This is a genomic window from Mycobacterium sp. TY815, from assembly GCF_030755135.1.
In the GTDB taxonomy this organism is placed as follows: Bacteria; Actinomycetota; Actinomycetes; order Mycobacteriales; family Mycobacteriaceae; genus Mycobacterium.
Map to the genome: position 1 here is coordinate 763153 of NZ_JAUFRX010000003.1, position 17410 is coordinate 780562.

The window sequence follows — 17410 nt, forward strand, 5'->3', positions numbered from 1 at the left end:
GGCAACTGGCCTCCGCGCGCTGGTCGAGCGGGCATCGGCTAACGGTCCGACTTCCCTCGGTTGCATCTCATAAGGGCTCGTCGCCAGGCCGAATACCACGTGGCAAGTTATCGTTAGATGATCTTGCCGCTAACGTCATATGTCGCGATGAATCTGGGAGGCCTTGCCCACGACGCTGGAGGGGCGTGTTGGAGCTATTACTGCTGACCTCGGAGCTGTATCCCGACCCGGTCCTACCCTCGTTGTCCCTGCTGCCCCATACCGTGCGGACGGCGCCGCCGGAGGCGTCCTCGTTGCTGGAGGCGGGTAACGCCGACGCCGTGCTCGTCGATGCGCGCAATGACCTGTCGGCGGCACGCGGCCTGTGCCGGCTGCTGAGCACGGCCGGGCGGTCCGCGCCGGTGCTGGCCGTGGTGAGCGAGGGCGGATTGGTGGCCGTCAGCGCCGACTGGGGCCTGGACGAGATCCTGCTGCCCAGCACCGGGCCGGCCGAGATCGATGCGCGCCTGCGGCTCGTGGTGGGCCGCCGGGGCGGTCTGGCCGACCAGGAGAGCGTCGGCAAGGTAAGCCTGGGTGAGCTGGTGATCGACGAGGGCACCTACACCGCGCGACTGCGCGGGCGTCCGCTCGATCTCACCTACAAGGAATTCGAGTTGCTCAAGTACTTGGCCCAGCACGCGGGCCGGGTGTTCACCCGTGCCCAGCTGCTGCACGAGGTGTGGGGCTACGACTTCTTCGGCGGCACCCGGACCGTCGATGTGCACGTCCGCCGGCTGCGCGCCAAACTCGGGCCCGAGCATGAGGCGCTCATCGGCACGGTGCGCAACGTCGGCTACAAGGCGGTCCGGCCCGCGCGCGGACGCGCCCCGGCCGCCGAGCCCGACCGCGAATCTGAGGACGACGAATCCGACACCGAAATCGATCCACTGGCCGACCCGGCGCGCAGTCAGTGACATCGCCGCAGTGGCGCACTGCCCTCACCGGTGAGGAGCAGCAGGAGATCCGCGAAATCATCACGGCAGCAACACAATTCGATGGTGTCGCCCCGGTTGGTGAGCAGGTGCTGCGGGAACTTTCGCACGACCGCACCGAGCATCTGGTGGCTGTCGATTCAGAAGGCGGCTGCACGGGCTATCTCAACCTCACCCCGCCGCGCGACGAGGCGGGAATGTCGGAGTTGGTGGTGCGGCCGCAAGCCCGTCGCGCCGGCATCGGCAGCGCACTCATCCGTGAGGCGCTGGCCAAGACGGGCGGGCAGACCCGGTTCTGGGCGCACGGCACGCTGGAACCCGCCCGCGCGACCGCGTCGGCGCTGGGTTTGGTCGTGGTGCGCGAACTGCTGCAGATGCGGCGGCCGCTACGCGACGTTGCCGAACCCGTGCCATCGAATCGGCAGCTGCAAATCCGCACCTACGCCGGTCCGTCCGACGACGCTGAACTGCTGCGGGTCAACAACGCTGCGTTCTCCTACCACCCGGAGCAGGGAGGTTGGACCGAACGCGAGATCGAGGAACGACGCGGCGAGCCCTGGTTCGATCCGGACGGTCTGTTCCTGGCATTCGACCGCGACGACAAGCTGTTGGGCTTCCACTGGACCAAAGTGCATCCCGACCCCGCCGGTCTGGGCGAGGTGTACGTGCTGGGGGTCGACCCGGCGGCCCAGGGCGGCGGACTCGGACAGCTGTTGACGTCGATCGGGTTGGCTTTCCTGGCGCAGCGGCTGGCCGAATTGCCCGGCGCCAGCGCGATGCTCTACGTCGAGTCCGACAACGCGGCCGCGGTGCGGACCTATGAGAAGACCGGGTTCGCCGTGTACAGCGTCGATACCGCGTACGCCCCCGGCTGACACCGCAGGTCCGCCTTTTCTTCGGGCGCGGAGCATAGTTTCCGGGTTAGTTGGCAATGTTCCAGTGGATGAAAATCGGGTCGGCACTGGGTGCGGCAGCGGTGGCGATGTTGCTCTGCACGTCGGGCGTGACGGCATGCGGGAGTGACGACAACCGCGGCGCCTCCACGCAAAGCCCCGAGGTCTCCGGCGGTGGCTCGTGCGGCGGCAAGAACTCCCTGATCGCCGAGGGTTCAACCGCGCAGCAGATCGCGATCGCTCTGTTCAATCAAGTGTGGGGCCAGTTGTGCCCGGGAAAGTCAGTGGCGTACAGCCCCACTGGGTCGGGCGCCGGACGCGAGCAGTTCATCGCCGGTCACGTCGACTTCGCCGGATCGGATTCGCCCCTGGTCGCCGCTCAGATCGGACCCGCTGCCCAGCGGTGCAACGGACGTTCGGCATGGGACCTGCCACTGGTGTTCGGGCCGATCGCGTTGGTGTACAACCTGCCGGGCATTCCGAAGCTGGCAGTCGACGCCGACGCGTTGGCCAAGATCTTCAGCGGCGGCATCCGCATGTGGGACGACCCGATGCTGCTGGCGCTCAATCCCGGGGTGGCGCTTCCCAGGACCAGGATCACGCCGATCTACCGCAAGGACTCCTCCGGGACCACCGACAACTTCCAGAAGTACCTGACCACCGCGGCGCCGCAGAGCTGGAGCCGTGGCGTGGGCACCGAGTTCCAGGGTGGCGTGGGGGAGGGTGCGCCGCGGTCGGCCGGCGTGGTCGAGGCGGTGCGCACCACGCCCGGGGCAATCGGGTACGTCGAGAAGGGTTTCGCCGATCGCGCCCGGGTGCCGTTTGCTCGGATCGATACCGGCCACGGTGTCGTCGAGCTGACCGACGAAACCGCGCGCAACGCCGTCAATGCCGTCACCTTCGCGGCCAGCAGTAACGATCTGGTGCTGGAGCTGGGCTCGATGTACGCAACCCAGGAGCCGACGTCGTATCCGCTGGTGCTGGCGACCTACGAGATCGTCTGCTCGGCCGGCTACGACCCGCAGACCGCCGCCGCGGTGAAGGCCTTCCTCACCACAGCCGTCGACAAGGGGCAGACCGCGCTCACCTCCGCCGGGTATGTCCCGCTGCCCGATAAGGTCAAGGAGCGCCTGATCACCGCGATCGACGCGCTGCAGTAATCGCACGGAGAAGCGACGGGATCACCAGTGACGACGCCAAACCCAGCCGATGCGGGTTCGGGCGAAGTCGTCGCCGCGCCGTTCCCGGAACCGCCGATCATTCCGATCAGCCCGTGGGGCTACGGCAGGCCACCGCTCGCCGACCGGATCTTCCGCCGGCTCGCCGTGGCCGCAGCCCTGTCGATCGTGGCCGTCATCGCCGGCGTCGGGGGGTTCCTGCTGTGGCACGCCCTGCCGGCGCTGGCGCGGAATCGGGAGAACTTCTTCACCTACGGGGGCAACTGGGTCACCACAGATCCCTCAGCGATGCACTTCGGGATCCTCAAGCAGCTGCAGGTGACGGTTTTCGTGTCGCTGTTCGCCCTGGCCCTGGCGATGCCGGTGGCACTGGGCGTGGCGATCTACATCACCCAGTACGCGCCGCGCAGGCTCGCCGCGCCGCTGTCGTACACCGTCGACCTGCTGGCAGCGGTGCCCTCGATCATCTACGGCGTCTGGGGGCTCTATGTCCTGGCGCCGCAGTTGCGGCCCCTGGCTGTCTGGCTCAACGTCCACCTCGGGCATGTGTTCCTGTTCGCCAGCGGGAATGCGTCGGTGGCTGGTGGCGGCACCATCTTCACCGCCGGAATCGTTCTGGCGGTGATGATCCTGCCGATCATCACCGCGGTCACCCGGGAAGTGTTCGTCCAGACCCCGCAGGACGAGATCGAAGCCGCGCTCGCCTTGGGCGCGACCCGCTGGGAAGTGGTCACGACGACGATATTGCCGTTCGGGCGCTCCGGGTTCATCAGCGGATCGATCCTGGGGCTGGGGCAGGCGCTGGGCGAGACGGTCGCGCTGCTGATCATCCTGCGCGGCACGCAGACTGCGTTCTCGTGGTCGCTGTTCGACGGCGGATCCACCTTCGCTACCAAGATCGCCGCCGCCGCGCCCGAGTTCGACAATCCCTACAAGGCGGGCGCCTACCTGGCCGCGGGGCTGGTGCTGTTCCTGTTCACGTTCGTGGTCAACGCCCTGGCGCGGGCGTCGGTGGCCGGCACCCGAGCCGCAAGGGCGCGGCCATGACCTCGATGCTGGACCGCCCACTGAAGTGGCGGACGCTCGCCGGTCGCGGCCGTCGCCGTCGCGCCGCCAACACCGTCGCCACGATCCTGGTGACGCTGGCGATGCTGATCGCGCTGGCGCCGCTGCTCTGGTTGCTGTGTTCGGTGGTGATCAACGGATACCAGGCGCTGACCTCGAGTGCGTGGTGGACGCACTCGCAGGCGGGAACGACGGCGCTGGCTTCCGGCGGCGGTGCGTACCACGCCATCATCGGCACCTTGCTGCTGGGATTGGCGTGCGCGGCGATCTCCATCCCGATCGGGGTGCTGGTCGGCATCTACCTGGTGGAATACGGCGGTCACGGCCGGCTGGCCCGGTTGGTCACATTCACGGTGGATATTTTGGCGGGAGTGCCCTCGATCGTTGCCGCGTTGTTCGTCTACGCGGTATGGGTTGCGGCGATGGGTCTGCCCCGTTCCCAGTTCGCAGTGTCGCTGGCGCTGGTCCTGATGATGCTGCCGGTGATCGCGCGGGCGACCGAGGAGATGCTGCGGATCGTGCCGATGGACCTCCGGGAGGCCAGCTACGCGCTCGGGATACCGAAGTGGAAGACCATCGCCAGGGTGGTGCTGCCGACCGGAATGTCCGGGATCCTGACCGGGATCCTGCTGGCGCTGGCCCGGGTGCTGGGCGAAACGTCGCCGCTGCTCATCCTGGTGGGCTATTCGCGGGCTATGAACTTCGACATGTTCACTGGGTTCATGGGGTCGTTGCCCGGCATGATGTATGACCAGACGACCGCCGGAGCCGGTGCCAACCCCGTTCCGACGGAGCGGATGTGGGGCGCCGCGCTTACCCTGATCTTGCTGATTGCCATCATCAATATCGGGGCCAGGGTGGTCGCGAAGATCTTCACACCAAAGAAGACGTAACCAGGAGCTGTATTCAGTTGGCCAAACGGTTGGACCTCAAAGAGGTCAACATCTACTACGGGTCGTTCCATGCGGTCGCCGATGTGTCGCTGTCGGTGCTGCCGCGCAGCGTGACCGCCTTCATCGGCCCGTCTGGCTGCGGCAAGACCACGGTGCTGCGCACCCTGAACCGGATGCACGAGGTGCTTCCGGGGGCCCGGGTCGAGGGCAGCGTGCTGCTCGACGACGAGGACATCTACGGCAGTCGCATTGACCCGGTCGGCGTGCGCAGAGCCATCGGCATGGTGTTCCAGCGGCCGAACCCGTTCCCCGCCATGTCGATTCGCGACAACGTGGTGGCCGGGCTGAAGCTGCAGGGGATCCGCAACCGCAAGGTGCTCGACGAGACCACCGAGCACTCGCTGCGCGGCGCTAACCTGTGGGACGAAGTCAAGGACCGGTTGGACAAGCCCGGCGGCGGCCTGTCCGGTGGTCAGCAGCAGCGATTGTGTATCGCCCGTGCCATCGCGGTGCAGCCCGACGTGCTGTTGATGGACGAGCCCTGCTCGGCGCTGGATCCCATTTCGACGATGGCGATCGAAGAGCTGATCAGCGAATTGAAGCAGGAGTACACCATCGTCATCGTCACGCACAACATGCAGCAGGCGGCGCGGGTGAGCGATCAGACGGCGTTCTTCAACTTGGAGGCCGTCGGCAAGCCCGGGCGCCTGATCGAGATCGACGACACCGAGAAGATCTTCTCCAACCCCAGCCAGAAATCCACTGAGGACTACATCTCCGGCCGATTCGGTTAAGGGGTCCGCACGCCAGGCTGGGCCCGGCAATCAGCTGGCCCGTCGTCAGTGCGAGCTGTGGGTCGCTTCACCCTCGACGAATTTGCCGGTGGCTTGGAAGATGACCCGTCGCGCCACCTCGACGGCATGGTCGGCGAAGCGTTCGTAGAACCGCCCCAGCAGCGTCACGTCCACCGCGGCCGCCACCCCGTACTTCCATTCGCGGTCCATCAGCACGCTGAACAGGTGCCGGTGCAGGTCGTCCATCGCGTCGTCTTCTTCGCGGATTCGCGCCGCCTTCTCAGGGTCGCGAGTCTGCAGTACCTCTCGCGCGCTGTTGCCCAATTCGACTGCGATGCTTCCCATTTCGGCGAAATAACCGTTGACTTCCTCGGGCAGCGCGTGCTGAGGGTGCCGCCGGCGGGCGATCTTGGCGACGTGCAGTGCCAGCGCGCCCATCCGATCGATGTCGGCGACGATCTGAATCGCACTGACGATCGACCTCAGGTCGCCGGCCACTGGCGCCTGCAGAGCGAGCAGGACGAAGGCACTCTCCTCCGCCTGTGTGCTGAGCGCTGAAATTCTCTCGTGGTCGGTGATGACCTGCTCGGCCAGCACCAGATCGGCCTGCAACAAGGCTTGAGTAGCCCGCTCCATCGCAATCCCGGCCAGCCCGCACATCTCGCCGAGTCGCTCGGATAACTCAGCGAGCTGCTCATGGTAGGCGGTTCTCATGTGTAAAGCCTACGTTCTGCACAGGGCTAATGGCGTGCAGCGGCACGTACTGTTCCCGAACGCCGGTGCGCTACTCGCAGGTGGTGTCTGCCGCGTTGGTGACCGTCAGGTCCTCCGGCAGCCGGGTCGGCGGGCTGCTGGTGTTCCGGCTGATCTGCATGCTCACCGAGGAGCCGCTGGGCGGCGGGGTGCTCACGGCGCTGAAGTCCGGGCCGAGTACCACCTGGACCACCGACCCGATTCCGGTGACCCGCTCGACCTTTGAATTGCCGAATGCCGCGGCCACTGTGGCGGCGGCCTGCTCGTTGCCGGGGGAGAAGAACACCGTGGTCGTCTTCAGCGAACTGGGGTAGTCGTCCGGCGTCATCACGTTGAACCCGTTGCGCTTGAGTTGGCTCGCGGCGGCGGCGGCCAGACCCTCGGTGCCGGTGCCGTTGGACACCTGGACGGTGACCTCCTGCGGCGAGGTCGTCGTCACCTGCTCGCGGTGCATGTCAGGGGCCGGGGCTGCTTCCGGCTGCGCCGGCTTCTTGGTGGCGCTGGGGCCGGTTCCGGACGTCTGCGAGCTGCCCAGACTTTGGGCGTTCTGGTCGTTCTCCTTGGGCAACGGGTCGTCGTTGATGATGGCAGTGAACAGCGCCTTCATGTCCGCGGTCCGCGGCGGCTCGTTGCCGTCCTGGTCGGTGATGCCGGTGGGCACGGTCACGAACGTGACGTGCCCGGCCGCCATGTGCTGCAGCGAGCGGCCGAGTTCCACCAGGTCTTTGGTCTTGACGTTGTCGACGTAGCTGTTGCCGATGAACATGTTGACGACGTTGTTGAGCTTGTTGAGGTTCATCAACGTGTCCTCGGAGATCATCGTCCGCAGCAGCGAGGACAGGAACAGCTGCTGACGCTTGATGCGGCCGTAGTCACCGTTGCTCTCAGTGGTGACCTGCCGGGCGCGCACGTAGTTCAGCGCGGTGGGGCCGTCGATGACCTGGCGTCCGGCATGGGCGAGGACCGTGCCCAGTTCGTAGTCCTTCAGCGGCGTGGTGGTGCACACCTCGACTCCGCCAAGCGCCTCGACCATGCGCCCAAAGCCGACGAAATCGATGGCGATGAACCGGTTGACGCTCAAACCGGACAACTTTTGGATGACCTTCACCAGGCATTTGGGGCCGCCGAAGGAGAACGCCGAGTTCAGCTTCGTCTCGGTGTAGACCATCCGGGGGCCCGTCTTGCCGGTCTTCGGGTCATAGATGGGTCCGTACTTGCCGTCCTCGGGATTCCAGGCCTCGCACTGGATGGGCGTGATGGCCAAGTCGCGGGGGAACGACACCGCGACGACCCGTTTGCGGTTGGCCGGAATGTTGACCAGCATCACCGTGTCCGACCGGGCACCCCCGGCGTCCTCGGTGTCGCCGGCTCCGACATTGGCGTTGGCTCCCAGCCGCGAGTCCATCCCGACGATGAGGAAGTTCTCGTCGCCGTACTGCGCATTCGGGTCGACGATGTCGGATGACCCCGGATCCAGCGCGCTGACGGTGTTCAGCTGATTGTTCTTTGACGAACTCCAATGCCAGGCGCCGCCCGTGAGAACCAGGGCCAGCAGTGCGAAAACCGCCACCATGGAACGGCCCGCGATCAGGATCGGCCGTCGGCGGGACCTCGGCTTCGGGGGCGCGTCGGTCGAGTCACCGGCCGGGGAGGAAGTGCGGCGGCGCCTACGGCGCGGTGCCTTCTCGGCCCCTCCGTCCTCCGGGTAGTTGGTCGCCCCGAGGTCGGGGATTTCGGACAGCAGCTGCAGCGAGTAGGCCGGGGTCGGGATGACCTGGGTGTCCAGCAGGTCGTCGCGGCCGGCGAACTCCGGTTCCTCGTCGATCTGAGGCTCGTGGTCGGCCTCTGGTTCTTCGGCCTCAGGTTCCTCGGCCACATGATGGTGCGTCGGACGGTCCGGGAGGGTCGCGCCGAGTTTGGCGATCAGGTCCGCGACGCTCAAGATGCCGTCGTTGTGGCTGCCGGTCTGTTCACTTTCAGGCTCGTCGGCGCAGGCCTCAGCTTTGGCGGGGGTGCCGGCCGACCACTTGCTCAGTTCGTCGTCGGATGGCGAGGCGGAGAAGCGCTCCCACGGCGCGGCGCCTGGCAAAGGCTGCTCGATTGCGGTAAGGAAGTCAGGATCACCGGCGTTTGGCGCGCGCCGATGGCCAGGAGTGGCGTCTTTCTCGCCGTCACTCATGTCCTACCGGCCTCCGAAAGTCACTATGCGGACGTCCCCACCGATGGGGTGGTTGTTCGGGCACTACGCGCACACGTAATCGCAGCACCGCCGTATCGGGCGCCGCGGAATTGCATTAAGGCTCACATCGTACTGATTTCTCGGCTGAGACGCGATTTCGAGAGTGTCTCGGTTCAGCCACCCTCCCTTGCGGATCAGCCGCCGGAGTGCATGACGTCAGCGCCCTCCGGTACCCGGCAATCGTCAGGATCGGTGAGCCAGCCGTCGGGCAGCGACACCCGGGCGGGAGAGCCCTGGCGTCCGCGCGGGCCGTTGCCGGCCTCCGGGAAGGGGACGTCGCCGTCGAGCCGGGCGAGCAGTTCGTCGAGTTCATTTAGCGTCTTGACCAGCGCTAATGCTCGTCGCAGGTCGGATCCGGCCGGGAAGCCGTGCAGGTACCAGGCGACGTGCTTGCGAATGTCACGCATGCCTTTGTCTTCGCCGAAATGGTCGGCCAGTAGCGCGCCGTGCCGTCGGATGATGTCGGCGACCTCGCCGAGGGTCGGCGGCGTCGGGGCCGGCCGGCCGGTGAAGGCGGCCGACAACTCGGCGAAAAGCCAGGGCCGGCCCAGGCAACCGCGGCCGATGACCACGCCGTCGCACCCGGTGCTGGCCATCATCGCCAGCGCGTCGCTGGCGTCGTAGATATCGCCATTGCCGAGCACCGGAATGGTGCGCACCTGCTGCTTGAGCAGAGCTATCTGATCCCAGTCGGCGGTGCCGGAGTATCGCTGCGCGGCCGTGCGGGCGTGCAGGGCGACGGCTGCCGCGCCCTCGGATTCCGCGATGCGTCCCGCATCCAGGTGGGTGTGGTGCTCGTCGTCGATGCCGATGCGGAACTTGACGGTCACCGGGATGTCGGTTCCGGCAGTGCCGCGTACCGCGGCGGCGACGATCTGGCCGAACAGCCGCCGCTTGTAGGGCAGCGCCGCGCCACCGCCGCGTTTAGTCACCTTCGGGACCGGACAGCCGAAGTTCATGTCGATGTGGTCGGCCAGCCCCTCGTCGGCGATCATCTTGGCCGCGGCGAAGGTGGTGTCCGGGTCAACCGTGTAGAGCTGCAGCGACCGCGGCGATTCATCCGGGGCGAACGTCGTCATGTGCATGGTGACCGGATGGCGCTCGACGAGAGCCCGCGCGGTCACCATTTCGCAGACGTACAGTCCGCTGACCGTCCCTGCCTTGGACTGCTCCAGCTCACGGCACAGCGTCCGGAACGCGACGTTCGTCACCCCGGCCATGGGCGCCAGCACGACAGGGCTGGCCAGCTCGATGGTGCCGATGCGCAAAGGGCGCTACCGCCCGCTCATCGTCAGCTTGCCCGCGGTCTGGTGCAGTTCGAACGCGGTGGTCCGCTTACCGGTGCGAGCTTCGCGGTCGAGCTGGCGCTGCTTGGACTGCTCGAATTTGTCGCAGGACGCCTCAAGTTCCTTGACCAGCACGCCGAGGTCGTCGCGCAGTGCGGCGGCTTCGCCGGTGAAGTCCTCGCGCTCGAAGATGCGCCATTTCTTCAGCACCGGCAGCACGACGTCGTCGAGGTGGATGCGCGGGTCGTAGACCCCGCCCACCGCGATGAGCACCGCCTTGCGGCGGAACTCGGGCACCTGGAAACCGGGCATCTGGAAGTTGCGCAGGATCTTGTGCAGCGACTTCATCGCCTGGTTGGGTGCGACCTCGAACCCGGCTTCGCTGACATCCCGGTAGAAGATCATGTGCAGGTTCTCGTCGGCCGAGATCTTGGCCAGCATCTGGTCGGCGATCGGCTCCTCGCAGGCCTTGCCGGTGTTGCGGTGTGAGATGCGGGTGGCCAGCTCCTGGAAGGTGACGTAGATCACCGAGTCGAACAGGCTCTCGGCGAACAGGTCGTCGCGCACCTGGTGGTTCTGGCCCGGGCTGAAGCCGCGGTTCACCACCTCCATGCGCAGCTTCTCCAGCTCATAGGGGTCGACGGCGCGGGTCACCACCAGGTAGTCGCGCAGCGCGATCCCGTGCCGGTTCTCCTCGGCGGTCCACCGGTTGACCCACTGGCCCCACGGGCCGTCCAGGCCGAAGTTCATCGTGATCTCGCGGTGGTACGAGGGCAGATTGTCTTCGGTCATCAGGTTCTGCACCATCGCCACCTGGGCGATGTCGGACAGTTTGGATTGTCCGGGCTCCCAGTCCTGTCCACCGAGCGCGTAGAAGTTCTTCCCGTCCGACCACGGGATGTAGTCGTGCGGGTTCCAGTCCTTGTGCATGCTCTCGTGCCGGTTCAGGTACTTCTCGACGACTGGCTCGAGTTCCTGTAGCAGCTGCAGATTGGTCAGCTCGCCTGACATGGCAACTCCAGTTATCTGTGTCTGTTGGTTGCAGTCAATATATCTGTGTCCGTCAGTAGCATTCAAGTTTGCCTACGGTGTGGCGCATCACGGTGCGGTCAAGATTGATGGGCTACCTCTGCAGGAATGCCCGAGGCCGCGCGCGGCTAATCGTGCTGCGCCGACGCGACGGTGATCTCGGACGTGCCGTGTCCGACGTAGATCGCGGCGGTGCCCAGCAACATCTCGACGCAGTAGTCGATGAACTGCTGGCGGGTGGAGCCCAGCTGGCCGTTCAGGTACGCCGTGAATAACGCGGTCAGTGCGCCGACCAAGCTTGTCGCGACCAGTTTCTGGGTCACCGCGTCGGCGATTCGGGACAGCTTGCGTTGCAGCAGCTCGATGAAATTGGGCATCCACTCCGCCCCGGAGCGCGTCAGCACCGGCTCCACGGCCGGCGCCAGCAAGAGCACGCGCCCGCGTACCGGGTCGTCAACCATCAGCGCCACGAACTGCTCGACGGCCTCCCGGGGAGTTTTGGCCGACGTCAGCGTCGCCATCGCCCGGGTACAGACATCGTCGTAGACCGCGCGAACGAAGTGGTCGCGGTCGTCGAAGCTTTCGTAGAAGTACCGCTCGGTCAGGTTCGCCTGGCGGCAGACCGCGCGCACCGTGAGTGCGGGTCCGCCTTCGCTGCCCAGCAGTTGGACGCCGGCGGCGACCAAGGTGTCGCGGCGCAACGCGTTGCGGTCTTCCAGGGGTACGCCCGACCAACGGCCCCGTCGTTGACCTGCCTGCACTTCGCTCCTAGAATCGATTCTGACAACGCGCGTAGTCAGATTTTCCTGACACCTGAAGAAAGACGCCAGTGACTCAAGATACTTCTGCGGCCTACCCGGTGACCAGCGCTGACGGAGCGGATTCCGCCACTCCGGAGGTGGATCCCGGCGTAGCCATGGGGTGCCCGGTCTCCGGCTCCGGCTACGAGGCGCCGCCGGTGCCGCTGGGACCGGATTCCCTGACCTGGAAATACTTCGGCGATTGGCGCGGCATGCTGCAGGGTCCGTTCGCCGGGTCCATGCAGAACATGCATCCCCAGTTGGGCGCCGCCGTCAAGGACCACTCGACGTTCTTGCGGGAGCCCTTGCCGCGGGTGATGCGGTCGCTGTATCCCATCGGCGGCGTCGTCTTCGACGGTGACCGCGCTCCGATCACGGGTGCCGAGGTGCGCGACTACCACGTCGACATCAAGGGTGTCGACGATCAGGGGCGGCGCTACCACGCGCTGAACCCCGACGTCTTCTACTGGGCCCACTCGACGTTCTTCGTCGGCACGCTCCACGTGGCTGAATGGTTCTGTGGCGGCCTGACCGAAGCGGAGAAGCGCCAACTGTTCGACGAGCACGTCCAGTGGTACCGGATGTACGGCATGAGCATGCGGCCGGTGCCGAAATCCTGGGAGGAGTTCCAGGACTACTGGGACCACATGTGCCGCAACGTGTTGGAGGACAACTTTGCGACGCGGGTCGTCCTGGACTTGACGAAGTACGGCAAGCCGCCGATCGCGCCATGGCTTCCGGATTGGTTGTGGGCGGGCCTGACGAAGCTGTCCGCGCCGTTCTTCCTCTGGCTGACCGTCGGTCTGTATCACCCAGCTGTCCGCGAACGATTGGGTTACCGGTGGTCGCGCCGTGACGAATGGCTGCACCGCCGCTTTGGTGGCGTGGTGCGGGCGGTCTTCGCGTTCGTGCCGCCCAGATACCGCAAGCACCCGCGGGCGCGAGCCGGTCTCGACCGTGCGTCGGGGCGCATTCCGGCCGACGCGCCGCTGCCGCAGACGCCGGCCCGCAACCTGCCTCCGCTGGACGAGCGCGGCGATCCGAAGCACTACTGCCCGGTGGTATGAGGGCTCAGTGGGTGTGGCTGTGCACCTCTTCGAGGCCTGACTGGTGCACGTGCTCGTGAGTGTGTTCGGTGCCGTCGCTGTGTGAGTGGCTGTGCTCGTGTGCCACGTGCTCGTGATCATGCGTGGTGTGCGCGTGGCTGTGGTGCACGTCGCCGTGCTGGTGCTCGTGCGCGTGGGCCTCATCGTGGCTGTGTTCTGACATTTTCTTTCTCCTTACTGTGAAAGCTATTGGGCTGCTTCTCTTTTGAGCGCCTTGATGTCGTCGTCGCGGTGGTGCCCTGGCACTCCGGGGCCGGCGTGCTCGGCGTTGTAGACGGCATCGATGACGAGCTGGCGCACGTGGTCGTTCTCCAGGCTGTAGAAGATCGTGGTGCCGTCGCGGCGGGTGCGCACCAGGCGCGCCATGCGCAACTTCGCCAGGTGCTGGGAGACCGACGGTGCCGGTTTGCCCACGTGTTCGGCGAGCTCGTTGACTGACATCTCATGCTTGGCCAGCGACCACAACACCTGCACGCGGGTGGCATCGGCGAGCATGCGGAAGACCTCGACCACCAGACCAACCTGGTCGTCCGGCAACCGGCCAGATCTATTATCTGCGTGCATACGTAGATAATAGATCTGGATGACGCCGGGGCGTCAAGCCCGGAGCCGGTCAGCGCTGAACGGTGGTCGCCTGTCGCTGCCCGCCGTTGCGCTGCTGCCACGTCCGGTAGACGTCCACGGCGGCCTCTTGGACGTCCGGGCGGGACTCCTCCCGGATCGGCAGCCGACGGTCCCGCCAGTCCTTGGCGAACTCGTCGTAGAAGGTGGCGAGCTCGAAATACTTGCGGTCGTCGACGTAATAGGGCTCGTAGGCCTCCCGTGACGTCAGGAACACGACCTCGTCGGGGGAGCAGTAGTAGAGCGATCCCAGGCACATCGGGCACGGATGGGCCAGCACATAAATGGTCGTACCGATGAGGTGTTCGGTGCCCAGCTTGGTGCATGCGGCGCGGATCGCGAGGATCTCGGCGTGGGCGGTCGGATCGTTGGTCTGCGCCACCTGGTTAGCGCTTTCGGCGAGAACCTCGCCGTCTCTGACGATGACCGTTGCGAACGGTCGACCGCCTTCGGCGACATTTCGGCGGGCGAGGTCGATGGTTCGCTGTGCGAAGTCGGTCACACCCGCAGAGTAGCCCGCAGAATCATTGGCGGTTCTGTGATAGTAACTAGGTTATCTATATTTCTGACTTGAGGCTGACTTAGGAGTGCAATGGTGCGTACCGATCGGGATCGCTGGGACCTTGCGACGAGTGTCGGTGCGACGGCAACCATGGTCGCCGCCCAGCGGGCGCTGGCTTCCGACCCGCAATACGCGCTGATCGACGACCCCTTCGCCGCGCCGCTGGTGCGTGCGGTGGGAATCGACGTCTACACCCGCCTGGTGAATGGCCAGATTCCGGTGGAGGACGACTCCGAGTTCGATCCGCAGCGGATGGCGCGGGGCATGGCCTGCCGGACCCGGTTCTACGACGAGTTCTTCCTGGGGGCCACCCGCAGCGGGATCAAGCAGGTGGTCATTCTCGCGTCGGGCCTCGATGCGCGTGCCTACCGCCTGCCGTGGCCAGCCGGCACCGTCGTGTACGAGGTCGACATGCCCGAGGTGATCGAGTTCAAGACGCTGACGCTGAGCGACCTGGGCGCCGAGCCGACCGCCGAGCGCCGGACCGTCGCCATCGACCTGCGTGACGACTGGGCGACGGCGCTGCGGGAGGCCGGTTTCGATGCCGATGCCCCGTCCGCGTGGAGCGCTGAGGGCCTGTTGGTGTACCTGCCCGACGACGCCCAGGATGCGTTGTTCGACAACATCACCGCTCTGAGCGCGCCGGGCAGCCGGCTGGCCTTCGAGTTCGTGCCGGACACCAGGATCTTCCAGGATGAGCGCTGGCGCGCACACCATGACCGGATGGCCGAACTCGGCTTCGAGATCGACTTCAACGACCTCGTCTATCACGCCGAGCGCAGCCACATCCTGGACCACCTGACCGGCGCCGGCTGGCAGACCTCTTCGCACACCACCAAGGAACTGCACGAGGCGAACGGGTTCGTCTATCCGAACGACGAACTCGCCGAAGCGTTCGCGGACGTGACGTTCTCCAGCGCGGTGCGCAAGCCGTAGCGGGCCGCTACTGGCTGCGGAGCAGTTCGTCCTTCAGCCGGGTGGTGAGCATGTCCTGGAACACCGTCTGCGCCGGAGCGTAGAGATCCCGATAGGTCGAGACGAGCGCCTCCCGGTTGTACTCGGGGATGGCGCCGGTGGGCGGCGTCCAGAAGCTGTCGATGTCCATCAGGAAGAACTGGCCGGTCTGGGCCGGCGTGACGCGGCGCAGGTGGTAGCTCGGGTCGAGCGCCTGACCGACACCCGGCCCGTAACGCACGATGAGCGACTTGCCCGGCTGCGCCTCGCGGTAGACGGCGGCGCCCTGCCATTCGGTCAGGGTCAGTCCGCCCGGCGCCAGACGCTGGGGGCCGAGCAGGCTCTCGTCGATCCAGTTGGTCCACTCGATCCGGCCGTCGACGCCGGCCGGGACCCGGACCTCGAGGACGTAGCGCAGGCCGATGCGTTCGATACCGACGATCGAGGAGACCGCCGACCGCGCGTCAACCACCCGCATCGCGATCTCGAGGAAGCTGTCGAAGTTGCTGTATGCGCTGGTCTCGACGACGATCGCCTGGTTTTTCAGCGAGGCGGCCGTGGTGTTCTCCCGGTTGGAGTAGCGCACGAAGCGATCGGCGACCGGCTGCGGCGGCTGGCCGGGGGCAGTCATGCCCCACTGGACATCCTGGGCCTGGCGTTCGATCGGCAGATCGTTGAGCAGCAGATGCTTGAGTTCGCGGCTCGCCGTCTCGGTCAGAGAGTCTGTTGCCGGGTGACGGATCTCCAGCGTCACCAGGGCTACGGGGGCGTTGGGTTGTACCTCAGCGGGATTCACGTCCGGAAGCATAGCCGCGAGCTTAACCACGCGTGACGGCAATCACCCTTAGCGTCTGAATTCGTCTCGGCCGGAAGGCTGTGCGCGCACGGTATGCCAGGTCATGGCCTGTTTGAGACCGGTCTGGTGCCCCCAGTAGGACTCGAACCTACGACCTGCGGATTAAAAGTCAGAATCATGCCGCGTGACATTCGGAAAAATCTTGCCTTGGTAGCTGGTTCGTCTGCGTTAATTCTGGGTAAAGGACGGGTTTGATGGAGCAAACGTCCCCATCGGGAGGGATCGGTGACTTGGCAAACAACTTTGCTGACCCGTTGATTGAGGACTGGATGATTTGGCAGACCGCCGCGCGACTGTCGGGGGTTACCGTCAGCGAGCGCATCAGAGTCATCACCGAGTTCGCAGGCGAACTCGGTGATGTCCGGCCGTCACACGCCCAGGCGATAGACGTGATTCGATGGCTGAGCCGACACACTGAATGGTCGGCATCCACCGCAGCGACATACCACTCGTATCTTCGGGCGTGGTTTAAGTGGCTCACGGTCATGGATCATCGGAAAGACAATCCGATGGTAAAGCTACATTCTCCGCAATATCCGCAGCGGTTGGCGCGGCCCGTGAGCGACGATGATCTCGTGCGCCTACTGTGCACAAACATGCGCCACCGCACGCGTGTGATGATCCTCCTGGCTGCCCTGGCAGGGTTGCGCGTATCGGAAATTGCGCGCGTCCGCGGGGAGGATATTGACCTGTCAGCGCCGAAGATATACGTTCTCGGCAAGGGGCAGACGCGGAACTGGCTCCCGCTGCACTCGCTACTTGTCGACGCAGCCCTGACAATGCCACGACGCGGTTGGTGGTTTCCCGCAAACTCGCGCCGCCCCAATGATCATATACATAGCAAAAGCGTTTCCGACATTATCGGTGACGTCATGCGTCGCGCCGAAGCTCGCGGAACGCCCCATTCTCTGCGGCATTGGAATGGAACCACCCTACTTGACGATGGTGCGGATTTGCGAACAGTCCAAGAATTACTGAGGCACGCATCGGTTGCGACGACGCAGATTTACACGAAGGTTCCAGATGTCCGTAGGCATGAGGCAGTCAGCCGGCTCGACCCCTTCCGCGACCGACGGCAAAAGAGGGGGGAGATCCCAACCTGGGTGATTGCTGGTGAGATGGCACGCCCCCGTCCTGAAAGTTCTCCACGGCAGGTGTCCTCGCTGAGGTCTGTTGCTGGCATTGCCGCCCCGAACTGCATCGATGCGATTCAACTGTTCCAGCAGCGCGCGCTGAAAGCGGTCATCGACCCCGACAACACGCCCACAGACCCGATTCCCGTCAGCTGACAGCGGGGGCGTTTGATCCAACAAGCGCCAAGGGTATGGTCATGGCGTATGAGGGGGCATCTCATCGCAGCTGCGCTAAGCGCTATTGCCGTCCTGTCCTGCTCGACACCGGCTCATGCTG

General features: G+C 65.6%; 18 protein-coding genes. 9 read left to right on the top strand and 9 right to left on the bottom strand.

Features of this window, described 5'->3' with window-relative positions; genetic code table 11:
* The first annotated feature begins 185 nt into the window (after positions 1-185).
* The 6 genes from QXK92_RS29240 (at position 186) to pstB (ending at position 5794) form a co-directional block, all read left to right on the top strand.
* Positions 186-953, top strand: a complete 768-nt coding sequence (locus tag QXK92_RS29240) for a response regulator transcription factor (protein ID WP_306247674.1) — start codon at positions 186-188, stop codon at positions 951-953.
* A complete protein-coding gene (gene mshD, locus QXK92_RS29245; RefSeq protein WP_306247676.1) occupies positions 950-1846 on the top strand; it encodes a mycothiol synthase in 897 nt (298 codons plus the stop codon). Before QXK92_RS29240 ends, mshD begins: the two co-directional genes overlap by 4 nt.
* 107 nt (positions 1847-1953) lie before the next feature.
* Positions 1954-3024 carry a phosphate ABC transporter substrate-binding protein PstS gene (gene pstS / locus QXK92_RS29250; protein WP_306248016.1) on the top strand — a complete coding sequence of 357 codons (1071 nt, stop codon included), beginning with the start codon at positions 1954-1956 and terminating at the stop codon, positions 3022-3024.
* A gap of 27 nt (positions 3025-3051) precedes the next feature.
* Complete coding sequence (gene pstC / locus QXK92_RS29255) at positions 3052-4089, top strand: phosphate ABC transporter permease subunit PstC (protein WP_306247678.1); 1038 nt, start codon at positions 3052-3054, stop codon at positions 4087-4089.
* Positions 4086-5000, top strand: a complete 915-nt coding sequence (pstA, locus tag QXK92_RS29260; RefSeq protein ID WP_306247680.1) for a phosphate ABC transporter permease PstA — start codon at positions 4086-4088, stop codon at positions 4998-5000. The genes pstC and pstA overlap by 4 nt, the downstream gene beginning before the upstream one ends.
* A gap of 17 nt (positions 5001-5017) precedes the next feature.
* Entirely contained in the window at positions 5018-5794 is a 777-nt protein-coding gene (pstB, locus tag QXK92_RS29265; protein WP_306247682.1) for a phosphate ABC transporter ATP-binding protein PstB, read from the top strand.
* 45 nt (positions 5795-5839) lie between these two features.
* Here the strand turns inward: pstB and phoU are convergent, their stop codons facing one another.
* From phoU to QXK92_RS29290, 5 genes are all read right to left on the bottom strand, one after another.
* Positions 5840-6508 (bottom strand): phosphate signaling complex protein PhoU, encoded by a 669-nt coding sequence (gene phoU, locus QXK92_RS29270; protein WP_306247683.1) that lies wholly within the window; start codon positions 6506-6508, stop codon positions 5840-5842.
* Between the two features lie 70 nt (positions 6509-6578).
* A complete protein-coding gene (locus QXK92_RS29275) occupies positions 6579-8726 on the bottom strand; it encodes an LCP family protein (protein WP_306247685.1) in 2148 nt (715 codons plus the stop codon).
* 194 nt (positions 8727-8920) lie between these two features.
* Positions 8921-10054, bottom strand: coding sequence for a tRNA dihydrouridine synthase DusB (gene dusB / locus QXK92_RS29280; RefSeq protein WP_306247687.1), 1134 nt, complete (start codon positions 10052-10054; stop codon positions 8921-8923).
* Positions 10055-10060: 6 nt separating this feature from the next.
* The gene (locus tag QXK92_RS29285; RefSeq protein ID WP_306247689.1) at positions 10061-11083 is read right to left on the bottom strand and encodes an acyl-ACP desaturase; all 1023 of its coding nucleotides are present in this window, start codon (positions 11081-11083) and stop codon (positions 10061-10063) included.
* Between the two features lie 146 nt (positions 11084-11229).
* On the bottom strand, positions 11230-11862 hold the full coding sequence (locus QXK92_RS29290; protein ID WP_306247690.1) for a TetR/AcrR family transcriptional regulator: 633 nt from the start codon (positions 11860-11862) through the stop codon (positions 11230-11232).
* A 68-nt stretch (positions 11863-11930) separates the two neighbouring features.
* Between QXK92_RS29290 and QXK92_RS29295 the strand changes: the two genes are divergently transcribed.
* On the top strand, positions 11931-12968 hold the full coding sequence (locus tag QXK92_RS29295) for an oxygenase MpaB family protein (RefSeq protein WP_371934611.1): 1038 nt from the start codon (positions 11931-11933) through the stop codon (positions 12966-12968).
* A 4-nt stretch (positions 12969-12972) separates the two neighbouring features.
* On the opposite strand, the gene QXK92_RS29300 is transcribed toward QXK92_RS29295, so the two are convergent.
* Genes QXK92_RS29300 through QXK92_RS29310 form a run of 3 tightly spaced genes read right to left on the bottom strand, consistent with a single transcriptional unit; the run spans position 12973 to position 14130 of the window.
* A complete protein-coding gene (locus QXK92_RS29300) occupies positions 12973-13170 on the bottom strand; it encodes a zinc transporter Slc39a7 (RefSeq protein ID WP_306247692.1) in 198 nt (65 codons plus the stop codon).
* A gap of 23 nt (positions 13171-13193) precedes the next feature.
* Positions 13194-13571 carry a metalloregulator ArsR/SmtB family transcription factor gene (locus QXK92_RS29305; RefSeq protein ID WP_306247694.1) on the bottom strand — a complete coding sequence of 126 codons (378 nt, stop codon included), beginning with the start codon at positions 13569-13571 and terminating at the stop codon, positions 13194-13196.
* 49 nt (positions 13572-13620) lie between these two features.
* Positions 13621-14130: a nucleoside deaminase gene (locus QXK92_RS29310; protein ID WP_306247696.1), complete on the bottom strand. Its 510-nt coding sequence runs from the start codon at positions 14128-14130 to the stop codon at positions 13621-13623.
* Positions 14131-14220: 90 nt separating this feature from the next.
* On the opposite strand from QXK92_RS29310, the gene QXK92_RS29315 reads away from it, so the two are divergent.
* Complete coding sequence (locus QXK92_RS29315; RefSeq protein ID WP_306247698.1) at positions 14221-15126, top strand: class I SAM-dependent methyltransferase; 906 nt, start codon at positions 14221-14223, stop codon at positions 15124-15126.
* Positions 15127-15133: 7 nt separating this feature from the next.
* On the opposite strand, the gene QXK92_RS29320 is transcribed toward QXK92_RS29315, so the two are convergent.
* A complete protein-coding gene (locus QXK92_RS29320; protein WP_306247700.1) occupies positions 15134-15952 on the bottom strand; it encodes a TIGR04255 family protein in 819 nt (272 codons plus the stop codon).
* Between the two features lie 242 nt (positions 15953-16194).
* On the opposite strand from QXK92_RS29320, the gene QXK92_RS29325 reads away from it, so the two are divergent.
* Positions 16195-17289: a tyrosine-type recombinase/integrase gene (locus QXK92_RS29325; RefSeq protein WP_306247703.1), complete on the top strand. Its 1095-nt coding sequence runs from the start codon at positions 16195-16197 to the stop codon at positions 17287-17289.
* Positions 17290-17410: the final 121 nt, after the last annotated feature.